Annotated in this window: 17 protein-coding genes; 9 read left to right on the forward strand and 8 right to left on the reverse strand. The window is 69.7% G+C overall.

Going from position 1 to position 24,872, the window contains the following annotated elements:
- Window positions 1-132: 132 nt before the first annotated feature.
- On the forward strand, window positions 133-738 hold the full coding sequence (locus QZ607_RS14375; protein WP_295883905.1) for a DUF2796 domain-containing protein: 606 nt from the start codon (window positions 133-135) through the stop codon (window positions 736-738).
- Window positions 735-1,499, forward strand: a complete 765-nt coding sequence (locus QZ607_RS14380; RefSeq protein WP_367268196.1) for an ABC transporter ATP-binding protein — start codon at window positions 735-737, stop codon at window positions 1,497-1,499. The genes QZ607_RS14375 and QZ607_RS14380 overlap by 4 nt, the downstream gene beginning before the upstream one ends.
- Window positions 1,500-1,774: 275 nt before the next feature.
- Here QZ607_RS14380 and QZ607_RS14385 read toward each other — a convergent pair whose 3' ends face one another.
- On the reverse strand, window positions 1,775-2,650 hold the full coding sequence (locus tag QZ607_RS14385) for a LysR substrate-binding domain-containing protein (RefSeq protein WP_295883907.1): 876 nt from the start codon (window positions 2,648-2,650) through the stop codon (window positions 1,775-1,777).
- Between the two features lie 361 nt (window positions 2,651-3,011).
- Here QZ607_RS14385 and ilvD point away from each other — a divergent pair, with 361 nt between their 5' ends.
- Window positions 3,012-4,694, forward strand: coding sequence for a dihydroxy-acid dehydratase (gene ilvD, locus QZ607_RS14390; RefSeq protein WP_295883909.1), 1,683 nt, complete (start codon window positions 3,012-3,014; stop codon window positions 4,692-4,694).
- Between the two features lie 32 nt (window positions 4,695-4,726).
- Entirely contained in the window at window positions 4,727-4,894 is a 168-nt protein-coding gene (locus QZ607_RS14395; RefSeq protein ID WP_295883911.1) for a hypothetical protein, read from the forward strand.
- Between the two features lie 37 nt (window positions 4,895-4,931).
- On the opposite strand, the gene QZ607_RS14400 is transcribed toward QZ607_RS14395, so the two are convergent.
- The 6 genes from QZ607_RS14400 to QZ607_RS14425 form a co-directional block, all read right to left on the reverse strand.
- Window positions 4,932-5,351 carry a PIN domain-containing protein gene (locus QZ607_RS14400; RefSeq protein WP_295883913.1) on the reverse strand — a complete coding sequence of 140 codons (420 nt, stop codon included), beginning with the start codon at window positions 5,349-5,351 and terminating at the stop codon, window positions 4,932-4,934.
- The gene (locus QZ607_RS14405; RefSeq protein ID WP_295883915.1) at window positions 5,348-5,482 is read right to left on the reverse strand and encodes a hypothetical protein; all 135 of its coding nucleotides are present in this window, start codon (window positions 5,480-5,482) and stop codon (window positions 5,348-5,350) included. Before QZ607_RS14405 ends, QZ607_RS14400 begins: the two co-directional genes overlap by 4 nt.
- 328 nt (window positions 5,483-5,810) lie before the next feature.
- The gene (locus QZ607_RS14410; RefSeq protein ID WP_295883917.1) at window positions 5,811-9,377 is read right to left on the reverse strand and encodes a DEAD/DEAH box helicase; all 3,567 of its coding nucleotides are present in this window, start codon (window positions 9,375-9,377) and stop codon (window positions 5,811-5,813) included.
- Window positions 9,374-11,179 (reverse strand): hypothetical protein, encoded by a 1,806-nt coding sequence (locus QZ607_RS14415; RefSeq protein ID WP_295883919.1) that lies wholly within the window; start codon window positions 11,177-11,179, stop codon window positions 9,374-9,376. The genes QZ607_RS14410 and QZ607_RS14415 overlap by 4 nt, the downstream gene beginning before the upstream one ends.
- A gap of 271 nt (window positions 11,180-11,450) precedes the next feature.
- Window positions 11,451-11,912, reverse strand: a complete 462-nt coding sequence (locus QZ607_RS14420) for a CBS domain-containing protein (protein WP_295883921.1) — start codon at window positions 11,910-11,912, stop codon at window positions 11,451-11,453.
- Window positions 11,913-12,411: 499 nt separating this feature from the next.
- Window positions 12,412-16,581: an efflux RND transporter permease subunit gene (locus tag QZ607_RS14425; RefSeq protein WP_295883923.1), complete on the reverse strand. Its 4,170-nt coding sequence runs from the start codon at window positions 16,579-16,581 to the stop codon at window positions 12,412-12,414.
- A 242-nt stretch (window positions 16,582-16,823) separates the two neighbouring features.
- Here QZ607_RS14425 and QZ607_RS14430 point away from each other — a divergent pair, with 242 nt between their 5' ends.
- The 3 genes from QZ607_RS14430 to QZ607_RS14440 all read left to right on the forward strand — a co-directional run bounded on the left by QZ607_RS14430 (window position 16,824) and on the right by QZ607_RS14440 (window position 20,127).
- A complete protein-coding gene (locus QZ607_RS14430) occupies window positions 16,824-17,045 on the forward strand; it encodes a hypothetical protein (RefSeq protein WP_295883925.1) in 222 nt (73 codons plus the stop codon).
- 411 nt (window positions 17,046-17,456) lie between these two features.
- Window positions 17,457-18,977: an aldehyde dehydrogenase family protein gene (locus QZ607_RS14435; protein ID WP_295883927.1), complete on the forward strand. Its 1,521-nt coding sequence runs from the start codon at window positions 17,457-17,459 to the stop codon at window positions 18,975-18,977.
- A 73-nt stretch (window positions 18,978-19,050) separates the two neighbouring features.
- Window positions 19,051-20,127 (forward strand): protein adenylyltransferase SelO family protein, encoded by a 1,077-nt coding sequence (locus QZ607_RS14440; protein ID WP_295883928.1) that lies wholly within the window; start codon window positions 19,051-19,053, stop codon window positions 20,125-20,127.
- A gap of 186 nt (window positions 20,128-20,313) precedes the next feature.
- Here the strand turns inward: QZ607_RS14440 and QZ607_RS14445 are convergent, their stop codons facing one another.
- Window positions 20,314-21,510, reverse strand: a complete 1,197-nt coding sequence (locus tag QZ607_RS14445) for a hypothetical protein (protein WP_295883930.1) — start codon at window positions 21,508-21,510, stop codon at window positions 20,314-20,316.
- Between the two features lie 788 nt (window positions 21,511-22,298).
- Here QZ607_RS14445 and QZ607_RS14450 point away from each other — a divergent pair.
- Window positions 22,299-23,924 (forward strand): hypothetical protein, encoded by a 1,626-nt coding sequence (locus QZ607_RS14450; RefSeq protein WP_295883932.1) that lies wholly within the window; start codon window positions 22,299-22,301, stop codon window positions 23,922-23,924.
- Window positions 23,921-24,751 carry an OmpA family protein gene (locus QZ607_RS14455; protein WP_295883933.1) on the forward strand — a complete coding sequence of 277 codons (831 nt, stop codon included), beginning with the start codon at window positions 23,921-23,923 and terminating at the stop codon, window positions 24,749-24,751. The genes QZ607_RS14450 and QZ607_RS14455 overlap by 4 nt, the downstream gene beginning before the upstream one ends.
- Window positions 24,752-24,872 lie beyond the last annotated feature (121 nt).

A 24,872-nucleotide genomic window follows, 5' to 3' on the forward strand; every position in this document is an offset into this window, starting at 1 on the left:
CGATACCACTCCGAGCCCGGATCGGGATCGGGATCGACATCCATCTCGATTCCGATTCCGATTCCGATTCCGATAGCGATACCGACAGCGACAGCGATCCTGACAACGCCTCCGCCATAGAGAGCTCCATCCATGTCTGTTCTGCCCAACACCCCCCACAATCTGCATTGGCTGCTGCTCGCCGCCCTCTTCGCCGTCGTCGCACCGGTGAGCGCCGGCGACGATCACGACCATGGCCATGAGCATGACCACGCCGGCGGCGACCACGACCACCGCCAGCACGACGCCCATGTGCATGGTGTCGCGGCGCTGAATGTCGCCGTGGACGCCGACACCCTGCTGGTGGAGCTTGACACCCCGGCGGCGAACATCGTCGGCTTCGAGCACCCGCCGCGGGATGAAGACGAGCGCGCCGCCATCGCCGCGGCCCGCGAGACCATGGCGGACGGCGCCGCGCTCTTCGTGCCCAACGCCGGGGCCGAGTGCGTGCAGATGGCGCACCAGGTGAGCCTGGACCTCGGCAGCCCGGAGGATCACGCCCACACCGACGGTGAGATCCACGCCGATGCCCACGGCGAATGGGCCTTCACCTGTGCCAAGCCGGCGGCGCTGCGCGAGCTGGACGTGCGGCTGTTCGAGGTTTTTCCCGGCAAGGAGAAGCTGCGGGTGCAGCTGATCACGCCGGGCGGGCAGCGCGGTGCCGAGCTGACGCCGGACGATCACAAGCTGGCGCTGTGAGCACCCCGGCAGCGCCTGCGGCTGCGCCTGTGACGGCGGATGCGCCGAGTGCGCAGGCGCCCATCGTCCAGCTGGACGCCGTGCGCTTTCGCTGGCGCCGCAAGGGGCCGGACATCCTGGTCCTGGAACGGCTCGCCGTGGCGCGCGGCGAACGGCTCTTCATCGAAGGCCCGAGCGGCAGCGGCAAGAGCACTCTGCTGGGCCTGCTCGCCGGCGTCACGGTGCCGCAGGCCGGCCGGGTGCGGGTGCTGGGCGAGGATCTCTCCGCGCGCTCGGGCCCCGAGCGGGACCATTTCCGCGCCCACCACATCGGTTACATCTTCCAGCAGTTCAACCTGATCCCCTACCTCGGCATCGTCGACAACGTGGTGCTGCCCTGCCGCTTCTCGGCGCTGCGAAAACAGCGTGCGCTGGCGCGCTCGCCGAGCCTGCGGGCGGAGGCGAGGCGCCTGCTCGGCCACCTGGACCTCGCGGCGCCGGCGCTGCTGCGCCAGCCGGTGACGGAGCTGAGCGTCGGCCAGCAGCAGCGCGTCGCCGCCGCCCGCGCGCTCATGGGCGCACCGGAGCTGATCATCGCCGACGAGCCCACCTCGTCGCTGGACGCCGACCGCCGCCGCGCCTTCGTGCAGCTCCTGTTCGACGAGTGTGCGGCCACCGGCGCCACGCTCATCTTCGTGAGCCACGACGCCTCACTGGAACCGCTCTTCGACCGCACGCTGCGGCTCGCCCAGGTCAATCAGGCCGCACGCACCGGGGGCTGACGGTTGCCCATGCAGGGGGGCTCGCCGTTCCGCGTCGCGACCGCCGCGGTCTCCCGCCGGAACGACCTCGCCGTCCGCGTCACGCGCCGGGAAGCCCGGCAAATCGCGCAGGTCTTCGCGTCTCCCCTGCGCGTTTTCGCGTCTTCGCGTGCCCTCCTCTCGCCGGAGGCTGCCATGCCGCACCGAGTTGCGTTGCCGCCGAGCGCCGGGGATCGCCTGCCGCCGGCATGGGGCCGGCGGCGGGCGAAGCCGGCTGGAAGCCGGCGCTCCCAGGCTCAGGCCGCGCGCGGCGGCGTCTCAACGAACAACTGCTCCAGCAGATCCCCGATGCGCGTCTGCCGCGCATGGCGCAGCACCACATCCACCGGCAGAAGCGACGGCAGCGCCGCCGGCGGGGCGATGACGGCGGTGCCCGGCACCAGGGCGTGCTCGGTACGGGCGGTGACGCCCAGGCCATTCTTCACCGCGGCCATCAGCCCCGGCAGGCTGGTGGTGGTGTAGGCCACGCGCCAGGGGATGCCGGCGGCGTTGAGCGCATCCACCGCCACCTGCCGGAAGGTGCAGGGCGGGGAGAAGGTGGCGAGCGGCAACGGCGCGGTGCCGTCCCAGGGCGACTCGCCACCGGCGGCCTCGGCGCCGATCCACCTGAGCTGCGCCTGCCCCAGCACCCGCCCGCCGCCGCCGGCCCCCGCGTGGCGCACCGTCAGTGTGAGGTCATAGTCGCCGTGCTCGAAGCCGGCGGCGAGGTCCCGCGCAAAGCCCGTGTGCACGTGCAGCCGCACCCTGGGGTAGGTGCGCGCGAACTGGGCCAGCAGCTCCGGGAAAGGCCCTTCGGACAGGCCCTGGGCCACGCCGAGGCGCAGCTCGCCCGCGATGGCGCTGTCCGCCACCGCGGCCACCGCCGCCTCCTGCATGCGCAGCAGCTGGCGGGCATGGCCCACGAAGCGCTCCCCCGCCGCCGTCAGCCGGCGCTTGCGCCCCTGCGCCGCGAACAGGGCGCAGCCGAGCTCCTGTTCCAATCGGCGCACCTGCTGGCTCACCGTAGACTGGGTCTTGTGCAGCTGGCGGGCGGCGCGGTTGAAGCCGTCGAGGTCCACGACGGTGACGAAGGTACGCAGCAGCTCGGTGCTGAGGTTGGGCTGGTTGGGCATTGAGCGGTGACTCCGCGGGAACGGGCTGGGTCACGCGAAGACGCAAAGACGCGAAGGGCGCGCGGCCTCTTGCGCCGTGGACAGCAGCTCCCGGGCGCGCGATGAGGCGCTTGGGTGGTCAGGGCGTGAGCAGGGCAGGAGGCGCGAAGGGGAGAACACCGTGTTTCAGCATCCGTGAGTGGGCCTTGATCGTTCGCCAATCATCATAGAACAGTCCAGAAAATATCATTAGAACGATCAATTGGTTTCGGCTAGTGTCGGGTCCGTGGCGCGAGAAGCGCGGTACGCCCCGATCGTCGGCCGATCTCGCGCATACTCTCGGCTCGCAACCCCCTCCACCAGCATCAACCAGAGGCCCACGATGGATAAGAAGCTCAACCGCTACAGCTCCCGCGTCACCGAGCCCAAGGCCCAGGGCGCCTCCCAGGCCATGCTCTATGCCACCGGCCTCACCGAGGACGACCTCGGCAAGCCGCTCATCGGCATCGCCGGCGTCTACCTGGAGGGCAACCCCTGCAATATGCACATGCTGGAGCTCGCCGCGGAGGTGAAGGCCGGCACCGACGAGGCCGGCATGGTGGGCATGCGCTTCAACACCATCGGCGTGTCGGACGGCATCAGCATGGGCACCCGCGGCATGAGCTATTCGCTCCAGTCACGCGACCTCATTGCCGACTCCATGGAGACCGTCTGCGGCGCGCAGTGGTACGACGGGCTCATTGCGCTGCCCGGCTGCGACAAGAACATGCCGGGCTCGGTTATGGCCATGGCGCGGCTCGACCGCCCCGGCATCATGGTCTACGGCGGCACCATCCGGGCCGGGCACGGCAAATCGGGGCAGCCGCTGGACATCGTCTCGGCGTTCCAGAGCTACGGGCAGTTCATCGCCGGCACCATCAGCGAGGAGGAGCGCCAGGACATCGTCCGCCACGCCTGCCCGGGCCCCGGCGCCTGCGGCGGCATGTACACCGCCAACACCATGGCGTCGGCCATCGAGGCGCTCGGCATGTCCCTGCCCTACAGCGCCTCGACACCGGCCACGGACCCGGCCAAGTCCGAGGAATGCCGCCGCGCCGGTGAGGCCATGCGCAACCTGCTGGAGCACAACATCAAGCCCAGCGACATCATGACCCGCGCCGCCTTCGACAACGCGCTGGCGGTGGTCATGGCCTTGGGCGGCTCCACCAACGCCGTACTGCACCTCATCGCCATGTCCCGCGCCATCGGCGTGAACCTGACCCTGGAGGACGTGCAGGCGGCCTCGGATCGCACGCCCTACCTCGCCGACTTGAAGCCCAGCGGCAAGTACGTGATGGAGGACCTGCACCAGGTGGGCGGCACGCCGGCGGTGATGAAGTACCTGATGTCCTTCGGCCTGATGCACCGCGACTGTCTCACGGTCACCGGCCATACCCTGGAGCAGAACCTCGCCGACCTGCCGGGCCTGGATGCGGACCAGCAGATCGTCATGCCCGTCACCAAGCCCATCAAGGAGACGGCCCACATCCAGATCCTGAAGGGCAACCTGGCCCCCGAGGGCGCCGTGGCCAAGATCACCGGCAAGGAAGGGCTCCAGTTCCAGGGTCCCGCCCGCGTCTTCGACGCCGAGGAGGACATGCTCCACGCCTTGGAAGACGGCAGGATCCAAAAGGGCGACGTCGTCGTCATCCGCTACGAGGGTCCCAAGGGCGGCCCCGGCATGCCGGAGATGCTCACGCCCACCAGCGCCATCATGGGCGCCGGTCTCGGCAAGGACGTCGCGCTCATCACCGACGGGCGCTTCTCCGGCGGCTCCCACGGCTTCATCATCGGCCACGTCTGCCCCGAGGCCCAGGAAGGCGGCCCCATCGCCCTGCTGAAGGACGGCGACACCGTCACCATCGACGCCGCCCAGCGCCTCCTGGCCATGGACGTAGACGACCAGGAGCTTGCGCGCCGCCGCGCCGAGTGGACCATGCCGCCCTACAAGGCCACCCGCGGCACGCTCTACAAGTACATCAAGGCCGTGCAGCCGGCGTCGGTGGGCTGTGTGACGGATGAATAGAGTACGGAGCGCCGAGTAATAAGTACGGAGGCATGCCCGTCGAACATCGGCGTTCCGATACCCTGTACGAGGATGCGATCCTCGCGGCAACGGCGCTGACCCATGGCCTGATCGTGGTCACCCGCAACGTGCGCGACTTCACGCCCTTCTCGGTACCGACGCTGAACCCCTTCGACGCGTCCGCAGTGGGCAAAAGGTAAGACCTGACGCTGAGGCAGGTCATGACGCTGAGGCAGGTCAGCCTCCTTCCGCTCCACCCGGCAGCAGGTCAAAGCCCTGCTCGGCGAAATGCCCGTCGAAGGCGAAGGCCCGCCGGAGGTTGAGCCGCCGCATGACCGCAAAGCTGGTGCAGTCCACGAGACTCAGCCGGCGGCGCCCCTGGGTCAGCAATGCGCTGACGGCCGCCGTGTGATCCTGCTCGGTGACCCAGCAGGTCGACACGACCGGCAACATCGCGTCATTGAGCGCCCGTACGGCCGTGAGGCCGAGCCTCGCCTGGATGAGCGCAAAAGACTCGACCAGGATGTAGTTGGTGGTCAGGAGGGCTGTCGGACGCGCGGCGGACAGGAGTGATCGCCAGGTTTCCCGCGCCTGCGCCTGCACCCGATCCTCGCGATCGAGGATGGCATAGAGGGCGGATGCATCGATGAAGATCAAGGGCCGAAGGCTCCGGTCAGGTAGTCGTCATGGCGCTCGGCAACGTCCTGATACCCGGATGCGAAACGCCCCGCCGCTGCCATGGCCTGTTCTCGCAGGGCATCCGCGGTAGGCGCTGTGCGTGAATCCATCCAGTCATCGACTGCACGGCGCACGAGTGACGAGACCGACGCATGCTCGGCGGCGGCCTGCTCGCGAAGCGCCCGGAGCTGTCGCTCGTCGAACTGGATCTGAACGCGAACCATTTTGTGTATGCCATCAGCCAGCATATGGTGATGGCAGTTTAGTGCCGTGGCAGGGTGGCCGCAAAGTGCGCAGCCACTGCTCCCTCGCGTCGCCATGCTGTAGCTCAGGGTCGGGTCCTGCCTTTTGCCGTCCGGGCAAAAAGGCAAGACCCGACCATCCCCCCGCGCCGCCGAAGCGGCTCGGCAGCCCAGAGCCCAGGTCGACCATCAGTGGTTAGGCCGACGCGGAGCCGGCGCCGACACCGTCGCGCACCAGGGCCAGCATCTGGTCGTAGTCGAGGCGGGCGCTGTCGTCGGTGCCCTCGAGCAGGGCGTCGGCGAGGTCGCGCTTGGCGGCGTGCAGCTTCAGGATCTTCTGCTCGATGGTGTCTTTCGCCACGAGACGGTAGATGGTCACCGGGCGCTCCTGGCCGATGCGGTGGGCGCGGTCGGAGGCCTGATCCTCAACGGCCGGGTTCCACCAGGGGTCCATGTGGATCACGTAGTCGGCGGCGGTCAGGTTCAGGCCGGCGCCGCCGGCGCGCAGGCTGATCAGGAACAGCTCGCCGTCGCCGGCCTGGAAGGCGTCCACGGCGGCGCGGCGCCTGGGCTCCGGGGTCGAGCCATCGAGGTACTGGTAGCGGATGCCGCGGGCGTCCAGGTGCTCGCGGATCAGGCGCAGGTGGTCGACGAACTGGCTGAAGACCAGCGCCTTGTGGCGGTTCTCGCGCATCTCGTCCACCAGGTCCGCGAAGGCGTCGAGCTTGCTGCTCGGCAGCTGGCTGTCCGGCTGGGTGTTGTCCGGCAGGGCCAGGCGCGGATGGCAGCAGGCGCGGCGCAGGCGCATGATCTCGGCCAGCAGCTGCATGCGCCGCTGGCCCGGGTTGGCGCTGTCCGCGGCGGCCTCGATGCGGTCCAGGGCGTCGCGGCGCACGGCCTCGTACAGGGCCAGCTCGCTGTCGCTGAGCTCGATCTCCAGCGTGATCTCGGTGCGCGGCGGCAGCTCGCTCAGGACCTCGCTCTTCAGGCGGCGCAGGATGAACGGGCGCAGCAGCCGGCGCAGCCGGTCGCGGGCGGCCTGGTCCTGGTGCTGCTCGATGGGCACCGCAAAGCGGGCGTTGAAGGCATCATGCGAGCCGAGCAGGCCGGGATTGATGAAGCGGAACAGATTCCACAGCTCGCCCAGGTGGTTCTCGATGGGCGTGCCGGTGGTGATCATCCGAAAGGCCCCGTCGAGCTGCATCATGGCCCGGGAGCGCTTGGTGAGCGCGTTCTTGAAGGCCTGGGCCTCGTCGGCGACGATGGTCTGCCAGTGCACGCCGGCGAGGCGCTCGGCCTCGGTCTGCAAGAGCCCGTAGCTGGCGACGATCAGATCAAAGGGCCCGGCCGCCGCCAGCATCGCTGCGCGGTCGCCGGGGCCGAAGCGCAGCGGGCGCAGGGTCGGCGCGAAGCGCGCGGCCTCCTCCAGCCAGTTGCCGCAGACCGAGGTCGGCGCCAGCACCAGGGTCGGCCCGGCCGGCGCCCGGGACAGGATCAGCGCCAGGGCCTGCACGGTCTTACCGAGCCCCATGTCGTCGGCCAGGCAGGCGCCGGCGCCCCAGTGCGCGAGCCGCGCCAGCCAGCGGTAGCCCTCCACCTGGTAGTCGCGCAGCTCCGCCTGCAGTGTGGACGGCACCTGCGGGTCCAGCGTGCGCACCTCGCGCAGGCGCTCCAGCTGCGCGTCCCAATCCGGAGACCCGGCGACTTTCATGCCATCCATCAGCTCCTCCACGGCGGCCGCCGCCAGCGGATGGAAGCGACCGCGATCGGTCAGGGCCGCGAGCCCGTCCAGGCGCCGGCGCAGGGCGTCGCTCAGGCTCAGCACGTCGCGCTCGCCCAAGCGCACGAAGCGGCTGTTGGTCGCGGCGGCCCGCGCCAGCAGCTCGCGCAGCGCGATGACGCGGCCATCGTCGAGGCGCAGCTCCCCGCCGAGCTCGAGCCAATCCTGCCGGCGGGCAACGGCGGGGCGCAGCTGCTCCACCCGGGCCTGGGCCGTCAGCGCGATGCGCTTGCCCTTGGGCCAGTCCAGCACCACCGCGTCGCCCAGGTCCTGCAACTGCTCCAGCGCGCTCAGCGCGGTCTCCGGGTCGTCGAGCTGCCAGTGGCCGACTTCGGCGACTGTGTCCGTCCGGTCCTCGCCGGCCAGCGCCGGGCACTGCGCCAGCAGGTCCTGCACGGCCTCGCGCTCGGCCTTAAGTCGGCGGGTGCAGCGCACCGCCCGGCCGTCGATCTCGGTGAGCAGGGTCGCGCTGCCCGCGCCGGGGCGCAGCTGCGGGCCGGCGTCGCCGCAGGGGTGCACGAACAGCTCCAGGCTCAGGCCCTCATCCAGCGGGGTCAGATGCAGGTGCGGGCGCGGATCGGCCTCGATCTGCTCCGCGGCATCGTCGGCACCGCCGCCGATGTCCGAATGCACAGTGACCATCGGCGCAATGGTGGCCAGGCTGGCCAGCAGCCGGCGCTCGGCGCCCTTGGGTACCTGTAGACCCTCATAGCCGAGGATCGAGGCGATCTGCCGGTGCCCGGCATCGAATTCCACCAGCCGGACGCGCCGCTGCGACTCGCGCACCGGCACCACGCTCAGGCCTTCCTTCGGGAAGGGCTCGATGCGTACCAGGATATCGCGGCTGCGCCGCGACACCGTCAGCGTCGGGCCGCTGCGGATCAGCTCCACCGGCGCCTCGTCGCCCGGGTCGGCGAGCAGCAGCGGATGGCCCACCGCGGCGATCAGGGCCCGATCCGGGTCCAGCAGGTAGATCCACTGCCCGCCCCTGCCCCAGGGGCCGCGCATCTGCTCGCGCACGATGCAGTCGCAGATGGCCCGATCCTGCGGTGTCAGATGCGGCATCTGCTGGGCCTCTTCGGCCAGGCGCTGCAAGGACACGGCGCGGCCCCGGGTCCAGCCGCCGGCCTTGGTGCGCTTCTGCTCGCGCGGCTCCAGGGTCGCGTACTCGCCCTTCAGCACCAGGAGCCAGATCAGGCGCAGGCTGTGCCCGGCGCCGTCGTCGTCGCCGGCGCTGTCCGGGGCGAGCCGCTCCAGGGCCTCCAGCGCCAGTTCCCAGCTCGGCTTCGGCTGCAGCAGATCGGCCAGGGGCTCGCACGCGGCCGTGGTCGGGTCCGGGCTCGGCAGCTCGCCGGTGTAGCCGCAAGCCCGCAGCACCGCGATGGCCTCGGCCGCGTACCAGCGCTCGCCCTGCTCCGCGGCGGTGTGGGCATGGCGGGCCAGGGCCGGCAGTGCGCCCTTGTCCAGTGGCTCGCCGAGCCAATGCAGCGCCAGGGTCTGGAACAGGAGCGGCAGCGGGCCCTTAGGGCCGAGTATGAAGTGCAGCGCATAGCCGTCCGCAGGCTTGGCCTGGCCGGACAGGACCCCGGCCAGATCGCCGATGATGCGAAAGACGTATTCGAATGGGTCCGTGACGCTGGCGCGCAGGCAGGTGGCCACCTGCTGCTGCACCCGGGTCAGATCGTCCGCCTCGCCGCGCCGCAGCAGGAGCAGCAGGTACAGCACGCCGGGCAGGCGCTGCAGGTACAGCTTGCGCTTGCCGGTGCGCTTGCGCTCGGCCTTGTGGGCGGCGTCGAAATGGGCGATTGCCTCGTCATAGTTGCCGCGCAGCACGCCGAGCCAGCCGGCCAGGGTCTCGGCCTCGGTCTCGGTGCGCTCGGCCAGCAGCGGGTTAAGCTCAGCGGCCGGCACGGTCAGCAGGTCCAGCGCCGCGTCCGGCTGGCTCTGCAGGGCGCGGTCGATGAGCTCGCGGGCGGCGCTCATGGGCCAAGCTCAGGCAGCACGAAGCCGAGCCGCGCGAGCCCTTTGCGGAAGGCGGCGAGCTTCTTTTCCGGCACGCAGAGCAGGCGCTCGCCGGCGCGGCTGCAATGGGCGGCCGTGGCGGGGTCGTCGGCCAGGAGTCCGGCCAGAGCGGCATCGCGGCACTGGATCAGCCGCGCCGGGCCGAGGTCGGTCAGGGCCGTCGCGCGCTGGTCGATGCCGTCGAGCAGCTCGCCGAGCTCCGGCGGCGCGGTGCCGTCCAGCGCGGTTTCCAGAAACGCGCGGTTGCGGGCGCGCTCGTCGGCGTCGCTGCCGCGGGCGAGCAGGGCCTCGGCGTCGAGCTGCCAGCGCGCGGCCGTGACCTGGGTCGCGATCTGCTCCAGCTGGAGCTGCTCGGCGGGCTCGGCCGGGCGCAGCAGGTCGAGGCTCAGGTCCGGCCCGACCCGGAACAGCGGCGCACGCGCCACCGGCGCTGGCGCATACTCGTCGGCCAGGCCCACGCAATAGGCGCCGAGCGGGTTCAGGCGCAGATAGCGCAGGCCGTCGTAGCGGCTCAAAAATGCAAGATCGTCGGCGCCCCAGCGGTCGTGGTAGTCCGGGCGGGCGCCATGGGGCAGCGTGTAGGCGACATCGACGAGGCCGAGCGTGGCCAGGTATTCAAAGAGGTAGGCCAGCGTATAGCGCGCCTCCAGGATCTCGAAGTCGTCGCCGCCGTCATAGCCCAGGCTGCCGTAGTTGGCATCGAACAGATAGAGCTTCCACAGATTGCCGGCGACCTCGAAGCGAAAGCCCTCCAGCTTCATCTGCCGGAACAGGTCGTCCACCGACAACCACTTGCCCACCGGGCAGCAGGCGTGCAGCGCGTCCTCGATCACCAGCCGCCGGTCCACCGGCGCCGACAGCCGCACGCCCTTGGCGGTCTGCCCCTTGATCAGGTCCACGCGCCGCAGCTCGTCCGGCGCGCCCTTCTTCTGCCAGCGGGCGTACAGATCCGCGACAACCTCGTGCACGGGCTGGGCCAGGGCCTTCTTGCCTTTGGGCGTGAGCGCCAGCTTGCTGCCGTCGATCTTCGCAAGCCCGCCGGTCTGCAGCAGCAGCGGCCAGGCATGGGCGCGGATGGGAAACACCGGCCCGCCGGCCCAGCGCGGGGTGTCGTCGTCGCCGTCGTCGGCATACCAATCGCCGCCATGCAGCACCTCGGCGATCCGACGCGCGCCGGCGGCGCTGACGACGCCGGTCTTGGCGCCCACCGCGACACGGCCCTGGGCGACCAGGCGCAGCACCGCCGGCAGGTCCTGGCGCACCATCGGCTCGGTGTCGCGGCGCTTGAGGGGCTCGGGCTCGTCGTCGTCTTCGTCCACGGCGATCGCGGCCGGCAGTTGCTCGTCCTCCAGCAGCGGGATGTCCATCGGCGGCGGTACCGGCAGCAGCGGCGCGAGTCGCTCGGCGAGGTCGTCCGGAACCCGGTTGTCGTAAAGCAGGACCTCCAGCGCGCTCGGCGGCTCCGGCTGCCGCGGAAAGCGATAGGGGTCGCGGGTGAAGAAGCCCGGCAGCGCACCGTATTTGGCCTCGAACGCGACCGGGCGGAAGCGCCCGTCCCAGTGGTGCACCGCTTCGGCGACGGCGTTGCGCTCCGGCTCCGAGAGCCCGGCGACGATGTGGGCCAGGGCATCAGACAGCAGGCAGCCGCTGATCGCGGCCACCAGCTCGGCCTTGCGCTGTGGGCGTCTGCCCACCGGCAGCTGGGCGAGGCGCGTCCTCAGGGCATCGGCCGTCAGGGCTTCGAGGGTATCTTTGAGCGTCATGGCCGGGGGGATGTCGAACCTCTGCTTCACTGGTTCCCAAGCTCTGCTGCACTGATTCCCCTGGTTCCCAAGCTCTGCTTCGCTGGTTCGCTGGTTCCCAAGCTCTGCTTGGGAACCCGGCCCGGAAGCTCTGCTTCCCAACATGCGAAGCGGAGCATTGAAACACATGCACCGCCGGGATCGACCGGAAAGCTGCTCAGCGTGCGCCGGGGGCATCGAGCCCCCGGCGCACGCAGCCGGCTGGAAGCCGGCGCTCCCCGGGGAGCGAGCGTCAGCCCGAGAGACCCTTCGCCAGATTGGAATGGAAAATGGCCTTGTGCACGTCACCCAGGCTCAACATGCCGACGACGGTTTTGCCCTCAGCGACGGGGATGCGGCGAAAGTTGTGCTTGACCATGATGGTCGCTGCGCGCAGCAGGTGCATGTCCGGGTCCACGGTGACCGGGTTCGGGGTCATCAGGTCAGACACCTTGAGGCCCAGGATTTCCTTGTAGCGGCCCATCTCCTTGTCGTAGTCCACGGAGTGCATGCCCTCGGCCATGAGGTTCTCCAGCTTCGGAAACAGGCTGTGCAGCAGATCGCGCTCGGCGATGATGCCCACCAGGGCGCCGTCGGCATCGATGACGGGCAGCCCCTGGAAGCGGTACAGCGTCATCAGCGACGCCACTTCCATGATCTTCATGTCCGGCGTCACGGTGCGCACGGAGGTGTTCATCGCGTCTCTGACTTTCATGGCAGGCCCCCTCCGGGTCGTCGGATTGTTCTGGTCGGACGCGGATTATAGCCAGGCTCTCGGACGCCGTATGCGTGGCCGCCGCCTACCGCGAGGCGTGCAGCCGCGAGGCAGGCATGGCGCGGAAGCCGGCATCCGAGGGGTGGGAGCCGTTCGCGCCCGGGGTGCGATTGGACGGCGGCCCGTCCAGCGCGGCATGACCCGCCATTGAGACTGGGCCGGTATTCGAATCCCGCCCAAGCACGGGCCGAGGTCGGTCGGGATGCTTGCCCGGTCTCAGAGCGCCCCAGCCACGGCGAATCGCAGAGCGCAGATCCGCACGGCGGACCTTGCTTGGAGGCTCGGCACCGCGCATCCGCCACCCAGATCTGGTGGATGCGCTGCGCTGATTCACCCTACATCCCCGGCAGTCGTCGCGGCCGGGAGGCCCCTCTCCCACGACAGCTGCGTTGGAAGCTCCTCGTGCCGCTGCCAGGCTGCTCATCGCTGGCCAGGCCAATCAGGGCTCCTCGCGGCGCTTGACCTGAATGCCGCGGCGCTGGCGGGCGCCGGCACGGCGGCGCGCGGACGGCGGCTGATCGTCAGGCGACTCCGCCGCTGCGCCCGAGCCGCCGGGCGCCGGCTTCTCGTGGCCGTTGAGCCCGCCCGCCGAGCGGCCGCTGTGCTGACCGCGCCCGGACGTCGCCCCGGCGGGCGGCGCTGGGTCGGCGCCCGATGATGCTGCGGCCCCGACGGCGGCGCCCGACGGCTGGGCCGTGACCTTCTTCTTCGTGGTGGCCCGCTGCTTCGGCGGCGCTTTCTTCTTTGCCGTGGCCGCTGCACTGACCGCAGGCTTCTTGCGAGCCGAAGCCTTCTTCTTCGTGGTCTTCTTCGCCGCCGGCGTCTTGGTGGCCTGGCGCTGCGCCGGCGCCGCCCGGGAGCCGGCGTCGGCGGCGTCTTCGCGGCCGGCAGACCCGGCTTGCGAGCCGCGCACCGCTGCGCCGGCCGGCTGGCGCACCGGGGCCGCCGTTTTGCCACCCGCCGCCGCGGTGGAGGCCGCACGCGCCGCCTGCCCGGCCTGCCTGCCAAGGCCCCCGCCGCCTGGCGCGAAGCCCGCACCGGACGCCGAGCTGCCACCGGACGGCGGCCCCGAGCCGGGTCCGGGACCGGAGCCAGGGCCGGCTGGGCCCGAGCCGGGTCCCCGCCCGGGCAGGTCACCAGCCGAGCCCAGCGGCAGCAGACGCCAGAGCGCCGACACCAGCCCTTGCACGGCACCGACGAGCCAGATGACGACCTCGGCCAGCAGGCCCCAGAGCCGCAGCCACAGGGGAGCGCGCGCGGGTGCGGAGCGCTTGCCGTCGCCGGGCACCTCCTCGACCTCGGCGTAGCGCCCGGACAGCGCGATCTCGCCGCTCTCGGTCTCGTGCAGGTAGAAGTGCCTGCGCAGGCTGATGCAGCCGAGCGGGATCACGATCACGGCCATCAGCGTCGCCACGCCGGCGCCGAAGAACAGGCTCACCGCCATGCCCTGGAAGATCGGGTCCTGGATGATGGCCCAGGCGCCCGCCATCAGGGTAAGGGACGTGATCAGGATCGGCCGCATGCGGATCTCGGCGCCGGACACCGCCGCCTCGCGCACGCTCTTGCCCTTGGCCACCTCCAGCTTCACGAACTCCACGATGAGGATGGACTGGCGCACAATGATGCCGCCGAGCGCGATGAGCCCGATCATGGAGGTGGCCGTGAATTCGGCCCCCATGAGCAGGTGCCCCGGGACGATGCCGATGAGGGTCAGCGGGATGGGCGACATGATGAGCCCGGCAAGGGCAAAGTCACGGAACTCCCAGACAATGAGCCCGTAGATCAGCAGCAGCGCGGCGATGAACGCGAGCCCCATATCGCGGAAGGTCTCGTAGGTGACCGTCCACTCGCCGCTCCACTCGAAGCCCGACACCGAATCATCCGCGGGCGGACCGATGAGCCCCATGGGCATGCCGGTCATGGTCACGCCGTCCGGTGTGGTGTAGTCCGCGAGCCGGTCCTCCACCTCCAGCATGCCGTAGATGGGCGCCCCGAGGCGGCCCTCCATCTCGCCCACGACGTATTCCATCGGCCGCAGATCCTTGTGGTAGATGATCGGGTCTTCGGTGCGCCTGACGAACTGCCCGAGCTCCGAGAGCGGGACCATCTCCCCACTCGGCGAGCGCAGCGGCAGGCTCGCCAGCGTCGTCAGGTGCGCCCGGTTCGACAGCGGCACCTGAAGCACGATGTAGGTGGGCTCCTGCACCGTGCCGCGCTTGACGTCGCCGACCTTGAAGCCGCCCATGGCCATGGCCAGGGCCTGGTTGATGGCATCGACGGAAATGCCGCGGCGCACGGCCTTCTCGGTGTCAACGTCGAAGCGCCAGTAGTCGTAGGGCTCGGCCATGTAGTTGTCGACATCGACGATGCCGTGCGCGTCCTCGAACATCTCGGTCATGTCGCGCGCCACCTGCCGGCGGACCTCTTCGCTCGGGCCATAGACCTCGGCCACCACGGTCTGCAGCACCGGCGGCCCGGGCGGCATCTCCACCACGGCGATGCGTGCGCCCAGATTGTGGGCCAGCGGCGTCAGCAGCTCCCGGGCTTCGACGGCGATCGCGTGGCTGCCCCGCTCGCGCGCCTGCTTGTCCTTCAGCATCACCAGCAGGTCCCCCTCCCAGGGGTTCTCGCGCAGGTAGTAGTGGCGGACCATGCCGTTGAAGTTGAAGGGCTGGGCGGTGCCGGCGTAGGTCTGTATCGCCTCGACCTCGGGGATCTCCCGCGCCTTCTCGGCGAGCTGGCGGACGACATTGGCGGTCTCCGGCAGTGCAGTGCCCTCCGGCATGTTGACGACGACGCTGAACTCCGGCTTGTTGTCGAAGGGCAGCATCTTCACCGGCACCGTCTGGGTGTAGAACAGCAGGCAGACACCGGCGGTGGCGGCGATGACCAGCACCAGGAAGGACAGGCCGAGCGTGCGGCTCTCGATCAGCGGCGTCACCAGGGGCCGGTAGAAGCGGCCGATGATGCGGCGGGTGACCTCCTCGCGCCGCTCGGCCTTCGCGAGCGCCGCCGGGCGCGGGCGCACGCGCAGCGCGAACCAGGGCGTGAAGACGAAGGCCGCGATGAGCGAGAAGAACATGGCCGAGGAGCCGAGCACCGGGATCGGGCGCATGTAGGGCCCCATCAGGCCGCTCACCCAGCCCATGGGCAGCAGCGCGGCGATGATGGTGAAGGTGGCGAGAATGGTGGGGTTGCCCACCTCGTCCACCGCCGCCACGGCCTCGGCGATGGAGGTCTTACCCACCTCCAGCCAGTGCCGGAAGATGTTCTCCACCACCACGGTGGCGTCGTCCACCAGAATGCCGATGGCGAAGATCAGCGCGAACAGGCTCACCCGGTCGATGGTGTAGTCCACCACCATCGCCCACCAGATGGTGAGCAGAATCACCACCGGAATGACGGTGATGACCACGAAGGCCGCCCGTGCGCCGAGTCCCACCAGGCACAGGATCGAGACGATCACCGCCGCCTCGAACATGGCCTTCAGCAGCTCATTGACCTTGTCGTTGGCGGTCTTGCCGTAATTGCGGGTGATTTCGACATGGACATTGGTGGGAATCAGTGTGCCCTTGAGCTTCTCGAGCTTATCGAGCACCGCCCGCGCCACGATCACGCCGTTGGTCTTCTCCTTCTTGGCGATGGCCAGCGTCACTGCCTGCGCGCCGTCGGCCACCAGATCGCCCGCGTAGGCCGGCCCGGTGAAGTGGGTGACCACCTCCTTGGCGTCCTCGGGCATGTGCTCCACCACGGCGACGTCGCGCACATAGACCGGGTAGCCGCCCTGGGTGCCCACCACCAGCTTTGAGACATCCTCCGCCGTGCGCAGGAAGGCGCCCGAGTAGACGTTGAAGGCGGCACCCTGGGACTCGCTGCGCCCGGTGGCCCGCTCCGCATTGGCGCTCTGAATGGTGCCGGCGATGCGGTCCAGCGTGACGCCATAGCCGGCGAGGCGCTCCATCAGCACCTCCACCCGGATCTGCTCCTCGCGGCCACCCACCACGAAGCCCTTGCCCGTGTCCTTCACCGAGCCCAGCTCCTGCAGCACATCGAGCGCCAGGGTGCGCAGCTGCGCATCGCCCACGTCGTCCGACCACAGCGTCGCCGTCACCACCGGCACGTCGTCGACGCTCACCGGCTTCACCAGCGGCATCTGCACGTCCGGCGGCATCTTGTCGAGATTCGACTGGAGCTTGTCGTGCACCTTGACGATGGACGGGCCCATCTCCTCGCCCACGTAGAATCGCACCGTGACGATGGCCGCCCCACGCTGGGTGGCGGAGTAGACATGCCGCACCCCGGGGATCTCCTTCATGATCCGTTCCAGGGGCTCCGTCACCATGCTCTCCACCTGCTTGGCGGAGGCGCCCGGGTACTGCACGAAGATGTCGATCATCGGCACGGAGATCTGCGGATCTTCCTGCCGGGGCGTGAACAGCAGGCCGATCAGGCCGATGCACAGACATGCGATCAGCAGCATCGGCGTGACAGGCGTGTTGATGAAGGCCCGCGCGATGCGGCCGGCGAGTCCGAGCGCCTGCTGCTGTCCGCCGTCCCTGGCCGACCCTCGATCCTCCTGCGGCGGCGGTCTGCTGCTGTCGTCGGCCATAAGCGTTTACTCAGTGGCGAAATTATCTGGTTTTGTCTGCAGGCAACGCTGACCTCTACTGCTGGTGCGCTGAGCCATCCCCCAAATCTAAAACAGAAATGGACGCCGTTCCAAAGGGGCGTGCGATATGCGCCTCAGAACCGACAAACGACTATGGATCAGTACGTTAGCGTTTGCTAAAATACCGGGATTGTTTGGTCAGGAGTCTGGGCATCGGCCCGGCCTCGGGAGCAATCTCTGACATGTACTTCGACAATCTCACCATCGCCGGCATGCTGGTCGCCGGCGCCTATGCGCTGCTGCCCGTGCTGTTCGGCCGCGAGCTCTGGCGGGTGCGCGAGGATGACGCCGAAGCCGCCCCGCTGCCCCCTGCCGCCCCAACGTACAACCCGACTGCCACCCCGGCGGTCGCCGAGCAGGCGCGCCGGGCCAACGAGCTGGCGCGGGCGACACCCTGCGCTTGAGGCCGGCCGACCCACGGCCGGTGCCGGGGCTCCTCTCCCGCGCCTGATCCGGCCGCCTGATCCCGATCCCCGGTCGCAACGGTCGGTTGCACCGGTCCGTTGCAACCGTCTGGTGCAGCCCGCTGGCGCAGCCGGCTCGCGCTTCTGTCCGGGGCGCCTGCCTGCATCACACCTGACCCGGGCCGACCAGGGCAGCTCGCCCAAGCGCCGCATCCGAGCGCCGGTTGCCGCGGCGCCCGCTCCCCCGAGCGCGCAAGCAGCAGCGGAGGCGACGCGCCGCAACGCCAACCTTTTCCCAACCTCCACCGGCTAGTCTCCCCCCGGCTCGCGCCACGCGGACGCCGCACATGCGACCGCGCGCCGCATCCGCACAGACAAGACAAGGCCCCACCCGGCCGAAGGAGTGTTCCGATGATCTACGCAACCCCCAACAGCGACGGTGCCGTCGTCCACTTCAAGCCCCGTTACGACAACTTCATCGGCGGCGAGTGGGTGCCGCCGGTGGCGGGCAGCTACTTCGACAACGTCTCGCCGGTGAACGGCAAACCGTTCTGCGAGATTCCCCGCTCCGGTGCGGCCGACATCGACCTGGCGCTGGACGCGGCGCATGCCGCCAAGGACGCCTGGGGCCGCACCTCGGTAACCGCGCGCGCGAACATCCTGCTCAAGATCGCCGATCGCATCGAGGCCAACCTGGAGCAGCTCGCGGTGGCGGAGACCTGGGACAACGGCAAGGCCGTACGCGAGACCCTCAACGCCGATATCCCGCTGTGCGTCGATCACTTCCGCTACTTCGCCGGCTGCATCCGCGCCCAGGAGGGCAGCATCGGCGAAATCGACGAGCACACCGTCGCCTACCACTTCCACGAGCCGCTCGGCGTCGTCGGCCAGATCATCCCCTGGAACTTCCCGCTGCTGATGGCGGCCTGGAAGCTCGCCCCGGCGCTCGCCGCCGGCAACTGCGTGGTCCTGAAGCCCGCCGAGCAGACACCGGCGTCCATCCTGGTGCTGATGGAGCTGATCGCCGACCTGCTGCCCGCCGGCGTGCTGAACGTCGTCAACGGCTACGGCGAGGAGGCCGGCAAGGCGCTCGCCACCAGCCGGCGCATCGCCAAGATCGCCTTCACCGGCTCCACCCCGGTGGGCGCGAAGATCATGCGCTACGCCGCAGACAACATCATCCCGTCCACCGTGGAGCTGGGCGGCAAGTCGCCGAATGTTTACTTCGCCGACGTGCTGGAGCAGGAGGACGACTTCGTCAGCAAGTGTGTGGAGGGCGCGGTGCTGGCCTTCTTCAACCAGGGCGAGGTCTGCACCTGCCCGTCCCGGCTCCTGGTGCAGGAGTCCATGTACGAGCGCTTCATCGACCTCGTCATCCAGCGCTCGCGCGAGATCAAGCGCGGCAACCCGCTGGACACCGACGTCATGGTGGGCGCCCAGGCCTCGCAGGAGCAGTACGACAAGATCCTGGGCTACATCCAGATCGGCCGCGACGAGGGCGCCGAGGTGCTGATCGGCGGCGAGCCCGAGCGCATGGACGCCGACCACGACCAGGGCTTCTACATCCAGCCCACGCTGCTCAAGGGCACCAATGACATGCGGGTGTTCCAGGAGGAGATCTTCGGCCCCGTGGTGTCCGTGACCACCTTCCGGGACGAGGCCGATGCGCTGCGCATCGCCAATGATACGGACTTCGGCCTCGGCGCCGGACTCTGGACCCGCGACATGAACCTCGCCTACCGCATGGGCCGCGGCATCCAGGCCGGGCGCGTCTGGACCAACTGCTACCACCACTACCCGGCGCACGCGGCCTTCGGCGGCTACAAGAAGTCCGGCGTCGGCCGCGAGACCCACAAGATGATGCTCGACCACTATCAGCAGACCAAGAACATGCTGGTGAGCTATGACGTGAGCCCCCTCGGGTTCTTCTGACCGGCGTGCCCCGCCCGGCACGTCTGGCGCGGCGTGCCGGGCGGCCGGCGACGGCCGATGATGCTGCCCTGACATGCCGGCCCTCCCGCCATCGGCGCTGCACCAGCCCCTGCTGCACCTGGGGCCGGACTTCTTCACCGAGCTGTCCCCCCGGCCGCTCACCAACCCGGAGCTCGTCGCCTGCGACCCCGACGCCGCGGCCCTCATCGGCCTCGCCCCCGACGACTGCGCCGCCGGCGCCTGGCTCGACCTCCTGAGCGGCCGCCGCCTGCCGCGCGGCTGCCGCCCGCTGGCGCTGGACTACGCCGGGCACCAGTTCGGGCGCTTCAACCCCTTTCTCGGCGACGGCCGGGTGCTGGTGCTCGGCAGCATCGTGACCGAACGGGGCCGCCTGGAGCTGAGCCTCAAGGGCGCCGGGCGCACCCCCTACGCCCGCGAGGCAGACGGCCGCGCCGGGCTCACCGAGTGCCTGCACGAGCTGGACCTGAGCCGGCGGCTCGCCGGCCTCGGCATCCCCACCGCACGCTGCCTCTGCGTCATCGCCGGCGACGAGCAGGTGGACCGCGGGGGCTTCGAGCGCGCGGCCATCCTGGTGCGGCTGGCCCCGAGCCATCTGCGCTTCGGCACCTTCGAGAACTGCTTTTTCAAGCGCGATACGCTCGGCCTGCGGCGGCTGGCGGATTACCTCATCGCACACCACTGCGCCGGGCGCGTGCCCGCGGGCGACGACCGCCACGCCGCGCTGTTCCGGGCCATGGTGCTGGACACCGCGGACCTCATCGCCCACTGGCAGGCCGCCGGCTTCACCCACGGCATGATGAACACCGACAACCAGTCCGCGGTGGGCGTGACGCTGGACCTCGGTGCCGCGGCCTTTGTGCCGGCTGACGGCACTGCCGCGGAGCGCGACGCCTTCGTCGCCAGCCCGCTCGACGACAAGGGCCGCTACGCCTTCGGCGCGCAGCCGACCATCGGCCTCTGGAACTGCAACGTGCTCGCCCGCGCCCTGTCGCCAATCATCCCGGCGGAGGCCCTGCGCGAGGCGCTGCGGGCCTACGAGCCCCATTACCTGCGACAGTTCGAGGCACGGCGCGCAGCCCGACAGCAAGCCGTGGTCCACTCGCCTCGCGAGCCCAACCCGGGCTCGTAACGACACAGGGCGGCGCCACGACGCCTCGACGCTCTGCGCCCAGCCGCCGCGCGCACCAGAGCACCCGCGCCTCCACACCGCCCAACCCGCAGCGCGGAGCGCCACCGGATGCGCGACACCGCCGGGCGGTGTTGCGAGATCACACACATCAACCGGGCTTCAGAACTTGAACCGCCCGTTCCAGGATCACGCGTCCATCAGCTCCGCGAGCCGCTCGCGCAGCATTTCGCTGCCCGCGGTGCTCCGGCAGATGCGCCCGATCAGCCCGGCCGGCTCGTCGCAGGCCTCCAGCGCCCGGGCCATCACGGCATCGATGCAATGCCGCCACTCCTCCAGGGCCGGCGACGCCGAGGCCGCCAGCAGCGGCCCGCCGTAGAGGCCGATGGCCTCGGCCGCCTGCCCGCGGTGCAGGGCCTGCCAGATCTCGATGAAATCCGCCCACACCGGCAGGGTCAGCCGATAGGGCCGCGAGCCGATCTGCCCGTCCAGTGCCGCGCGCAGCTGCGAGAGCTCGGCCTTGAGCGTCGAGCGGGAGACCTGCGCATCGCCATACAGCGCCGCATGCAGGGCCTCCAGGCCGAGCCCTTCCGGATGCAACGTCAGCAGGCACAGGATCTCCACCTGCCGCGGCGGCAGCGCCAGTGGCCTGCCCTGATACTGCACCCGCGGCTGCCCGAGCGCCCGGACCTCCAGCTCCGCCCGCGGCGCCTCCGGCGGCAGCGCCTGCGCGATGGACCGCGCCAGATCCGACACCGCCGCCTGACCCAGCGGCGTATGCCGGTCCCAGGTGGTGGAGAGATCCAGCAGCCCCAGACACGCCCCCGTGCGCGGGTGCAGGATCGGCGCCGCATAGCAGACCCAGTCGTGCACAAAGGGCTGGAAGTGCTCGGACGAGAACACCGTCACCGGCCGCCGCAGGCGCAGCCCGAGCCCCACGGCATTCGTCCCCACGGCGGCCTCGTCCCAGCGGCCCCCGTGGACGAAGTTCACCGCCGCCGCCGGCTTCAGCATATGGCCGCTCGCGTAGGTCCAGAGCAGCCGCCCGCAGGGCCCGGCGACGGCCGCCAGCAGCGAGCCCTCCCGCGCCAGCGCCTCCAGCTGCGGCCGCTGCACCTCGAGCGCGTGGCGCAGCGGCGACGACTGCCACAGCTCCCGCGCCAGCGCCGCGTCCTCCACCGGCGCCCGCGGCGGGTTGCCGGTGAGATAGCGTGCGCTGCGCCGCCAGGACGAGAGAATGTCCGGCGCCACCGCCGTCGCGGGAGCCACGGCCGCCCGACCCGGGCGCGCCTGCCGGCCCGGTGCCTCCATGAACGCCTGCCACTGGCGCTCGGCGGCGCGCCGCCGCTGCGACAGCGCAGCGCCGTTGTGCTGGTGAGCCTGCAATGTCCTCCTCCTCGGCTGCCGGTCCGAGCGCCGCGCGGGGCGGGCAGCGCGGACCGGGCGCCGTGGTGCGACCGTGTGATCGGTCTAGTTGTTGTGCGCACCGGCGGCCTCTTACGGACCGCTCCGCGTGCCTGGCGAGCCAGCCGACGGACGTGGGGCGCGGGCATCGCGCACCGCGGCGCCGAACTGACTTGGGGTGAGCCTAGGCAGAGGTCGGGTGGGGGTCAAGGCTGCCCGAGTGGCGGTGACCTCCACTCGGGCAGCCACGCAGATACCTGCCGCATGGCGCGCGTGGTGCGTCGCCCGACGGCCAAAGCGCCCGGGACGCTCGCACACGGGCTGGAGCTGTTGGCACTGCCGAGGCGCTTGCCGACGATCGCGGACCGGGACAGCCCGAATCAGTCCCGCGCAGGCGCTTCGAGCCCGCGCGTCTGCAAGCATCCTGCCCGCACCGAGTGGGTCGCGTTGGGTCGGATCTTCAAACGCAGGTGGCACCGAGATGTCTGAGCTCCCGCGGGTGGCCCCAATGCCCGGCCAGTCGCGACTCGGCGTCGCCTCCTCAAGTGGACAGGGATTCCCCTATAGACTGCCTCTAGGTTACCTTGGCCGCACACGTGGAGCGTACGTGCCACACACCACGGAGCATTACGAAGCACGATATGGAATGGCTTGCGTCGCTTGAGGGGGCTTTCGAGACCTCCTCTGAGTTTGTTACCTCCCCGACGGGAATCGCGACCCTTTGCGCTGTGATCTTCCTCGGCGCGGCTGGGGCTTCGATCCGGTTCCTCGTGCGCCTCCAGCCGCTGATCCGCGACCTCAAGACCGCCTGCACCGAAATCGAGCGCACGTCCAGTCCGGAGGGCTTTGCCGCCGAGTTTCATGACTTCGAGGAGCGCGTCGGCGATAACGCACTGCTCAGCGATCACTGGCAACAGTTTCGGGAGTCGCTGCTCTATCCGGAGCTGGATGACCAGCCCCAGGCCATCAGAATGGCGCAGCCACCCGAGTATCACTTCCACCGGGATGCCCTCCTCGGTCGCAAGCTCAACCTGCGGCTCTACAACGCCATGCCGAACCTGCTGACGGGTGCCGGCATCCTCGGAACCTTCGTCGGCTTGGTCGCGGGCATCTACCTGGCCAGCGGCGGCCTGGCGTCAGACGATATCGACCAGGCCAAGCAGGCGATGCAGACGCTGCTCAACGGCGCCTCGCTGGCATTCATCACATCCATCGTCGGCTTGGTCTCATCGATCGCCTTCTCCATCGGTGAGAAGCGCGGCGTGCACCGCTTCGATGAGCTGCTCGGGCGCTGGGTAAACGATCTGGAGCAGCGGTTGCTGCGCGTCACGCCGGAAAAGCTCGCACAGGAGCAGTTGCTGCAAACGCGGCAGCAGACCCAGGTGCTGCAAGGCTTTACCGATCAACTGGCCTTTCAGATTGCCGACGCGTTCGATCAGCGGCTTCAGGCCCATGTGTCGGATTCCATCGCCCCTGCCCTCGGCAAGCTGGTCGACGGCGTCGAGGCCCTGCGCGAGGACCGCCAGAAGTCGGACGAGGCGGTGCTGGAGAAGTTGCTTGCGACCTTCACGGGCGAGCTGAAGGGCGCGACGGGCACGGAGATGGACGCCCTTGCAACGACGCTCACCGAGCTGAACGCGAGCCTGAAGGCGCAGACAGAGGACGCCGAGCAGCGCCACCGTGAGAATCAGACCGCCGCACAACAGTCCGCGGAGCAACTCGCGGAGCTGTTCAATCAGGGCACGAAGGACTTTCAGGACGCCGTCGGCCGCTCCGTGGAGAAGATGTCCAAGGGCGTCGAGGCCATCGTTGAGAAGCTCACGCAGCAGCAGCAACAGGCCACGGCGGACAACACGCTCCGACTGAAGTCACTGAGCGAGGCCTTCGCAAGGGCCGTGAGCGGGCTGAACGAATCACTGTCGCAGATGCACGGCATCACCACGGACAACCAACATGCCGCGGCGAAGCTCGCGACGATCATCGAGGGTCTGGACGCCACGGTTCAGCGCATGCAGGGTCTCGCCGAGCCCATTACCGCCGCCGCAGAGGGCTTTCAGGCATCGGCGGCAGCGCTGACTGGCCAGGTCGAGACCCTGCAGTCTGCTGCGGGTGTCGTCCGCGACTCCGCGACCCAGCTGGAGGCCAGCAACGCGCGGACGGAAGCCTCGTGGCAGGACTACGCGCGCCGCTTCGAGTCCATCGACGAGGCGCTCGGCAACGCCTTCACCGAGCTGACCAACGGCGTGCAGTCTTTCACCACGCAGGTGAGCGACTTGGTGGCCGATCTCGATAAGCACACCGCGGAAATCAGCGACAAGCTCTACCAAGCGAACCACGACCTCGGGGAGCGCGTCGAGGAGCTGAGCGACGCCATCGGCTCGGTGAAGCGATCATGATGCGTCGCCGCAGCACTGCCGGCTCGGACGATGACGGCGCCGGCTATCTGATGTCGGTCAGCGACATGATGGCGGGCCTGCTGTTCGTGTTCCTGATCACGCTGGTCGCCTTCGTCATCAACTTTCGCATCGCGACGGATGAGCAACGCACGGCACAGGAGGCCGCGCAAGCCGAGAAGGAACAGGCCATCGTGGAGAAGGAACGCGCCGAGGCCGTGCGCGATGACCTGACCAACGCGCGCCGACTGCGTGAGGACATGCTGGAGGACATCCGCCGGCGACTGGAGGAGCGCGGCATTCGCGTCGAGATCGACAACGACCACGGCGTGCTGCGCTTGAGCGAGAACGCGATCTCCTTCGGATCATCACAGGCGGAGTTGAAGGCGGCGGAGCAGGCCAAGCTCGGCCAGATCGGCGCCGTGCTGCTGGAAGTGCTGCCCTGCTACGCTGCGGATGCCGACGCTGGCTGCGACGAGGGCACGCGCGGGAAGCTGGAGGCCGTATTCATCGAGGGCCATACGGACAACGTGCCGCTCCAATCCGGCGGGCGCTTCCGCAACAATCTGGACCTGTCGGCCCAGCGGGCCATGTACACCTTTGAGCTCCTGAAGAACCGCGAGCCCGGCTTGGCGGAACTGCGCAACAAGCTGGGGCAACCGCTGTTCAGCGTCAGCGGCTACGGCGAGGGGCGTCCGGTGATCGAGCACCCGGCGCCCACGGACGAGCCGCGCAACCGTCGCATCGACCTGCGCTTCATCATGGCACCACCGCCCGCCACGCAGGAGCCGGAGCCCGTGCGCACGCTGCGCCAGCGCGGGGTCCGTTGACATGGCCGGGCTCCGCGAGGCCTTGCGTGGCGTAACCGATGGCAGGCTGATCGCACGGCCGCCGGCCCCGGTCCACTGCGAGCGTGCGTTACAGAGCATCAGCCAACGCATCGCCGACTCC

It is taken from the genome of uncultured Thiohalocapsa sp. (assembly GCF_913063425.1).
In the GTDB taxonomy this organism is placed as follows: Bacteria; Pseudomonadota; Gammaproteobacteria; order Chromatiales; family Chromatiaceae; genus Thiohalocapsa.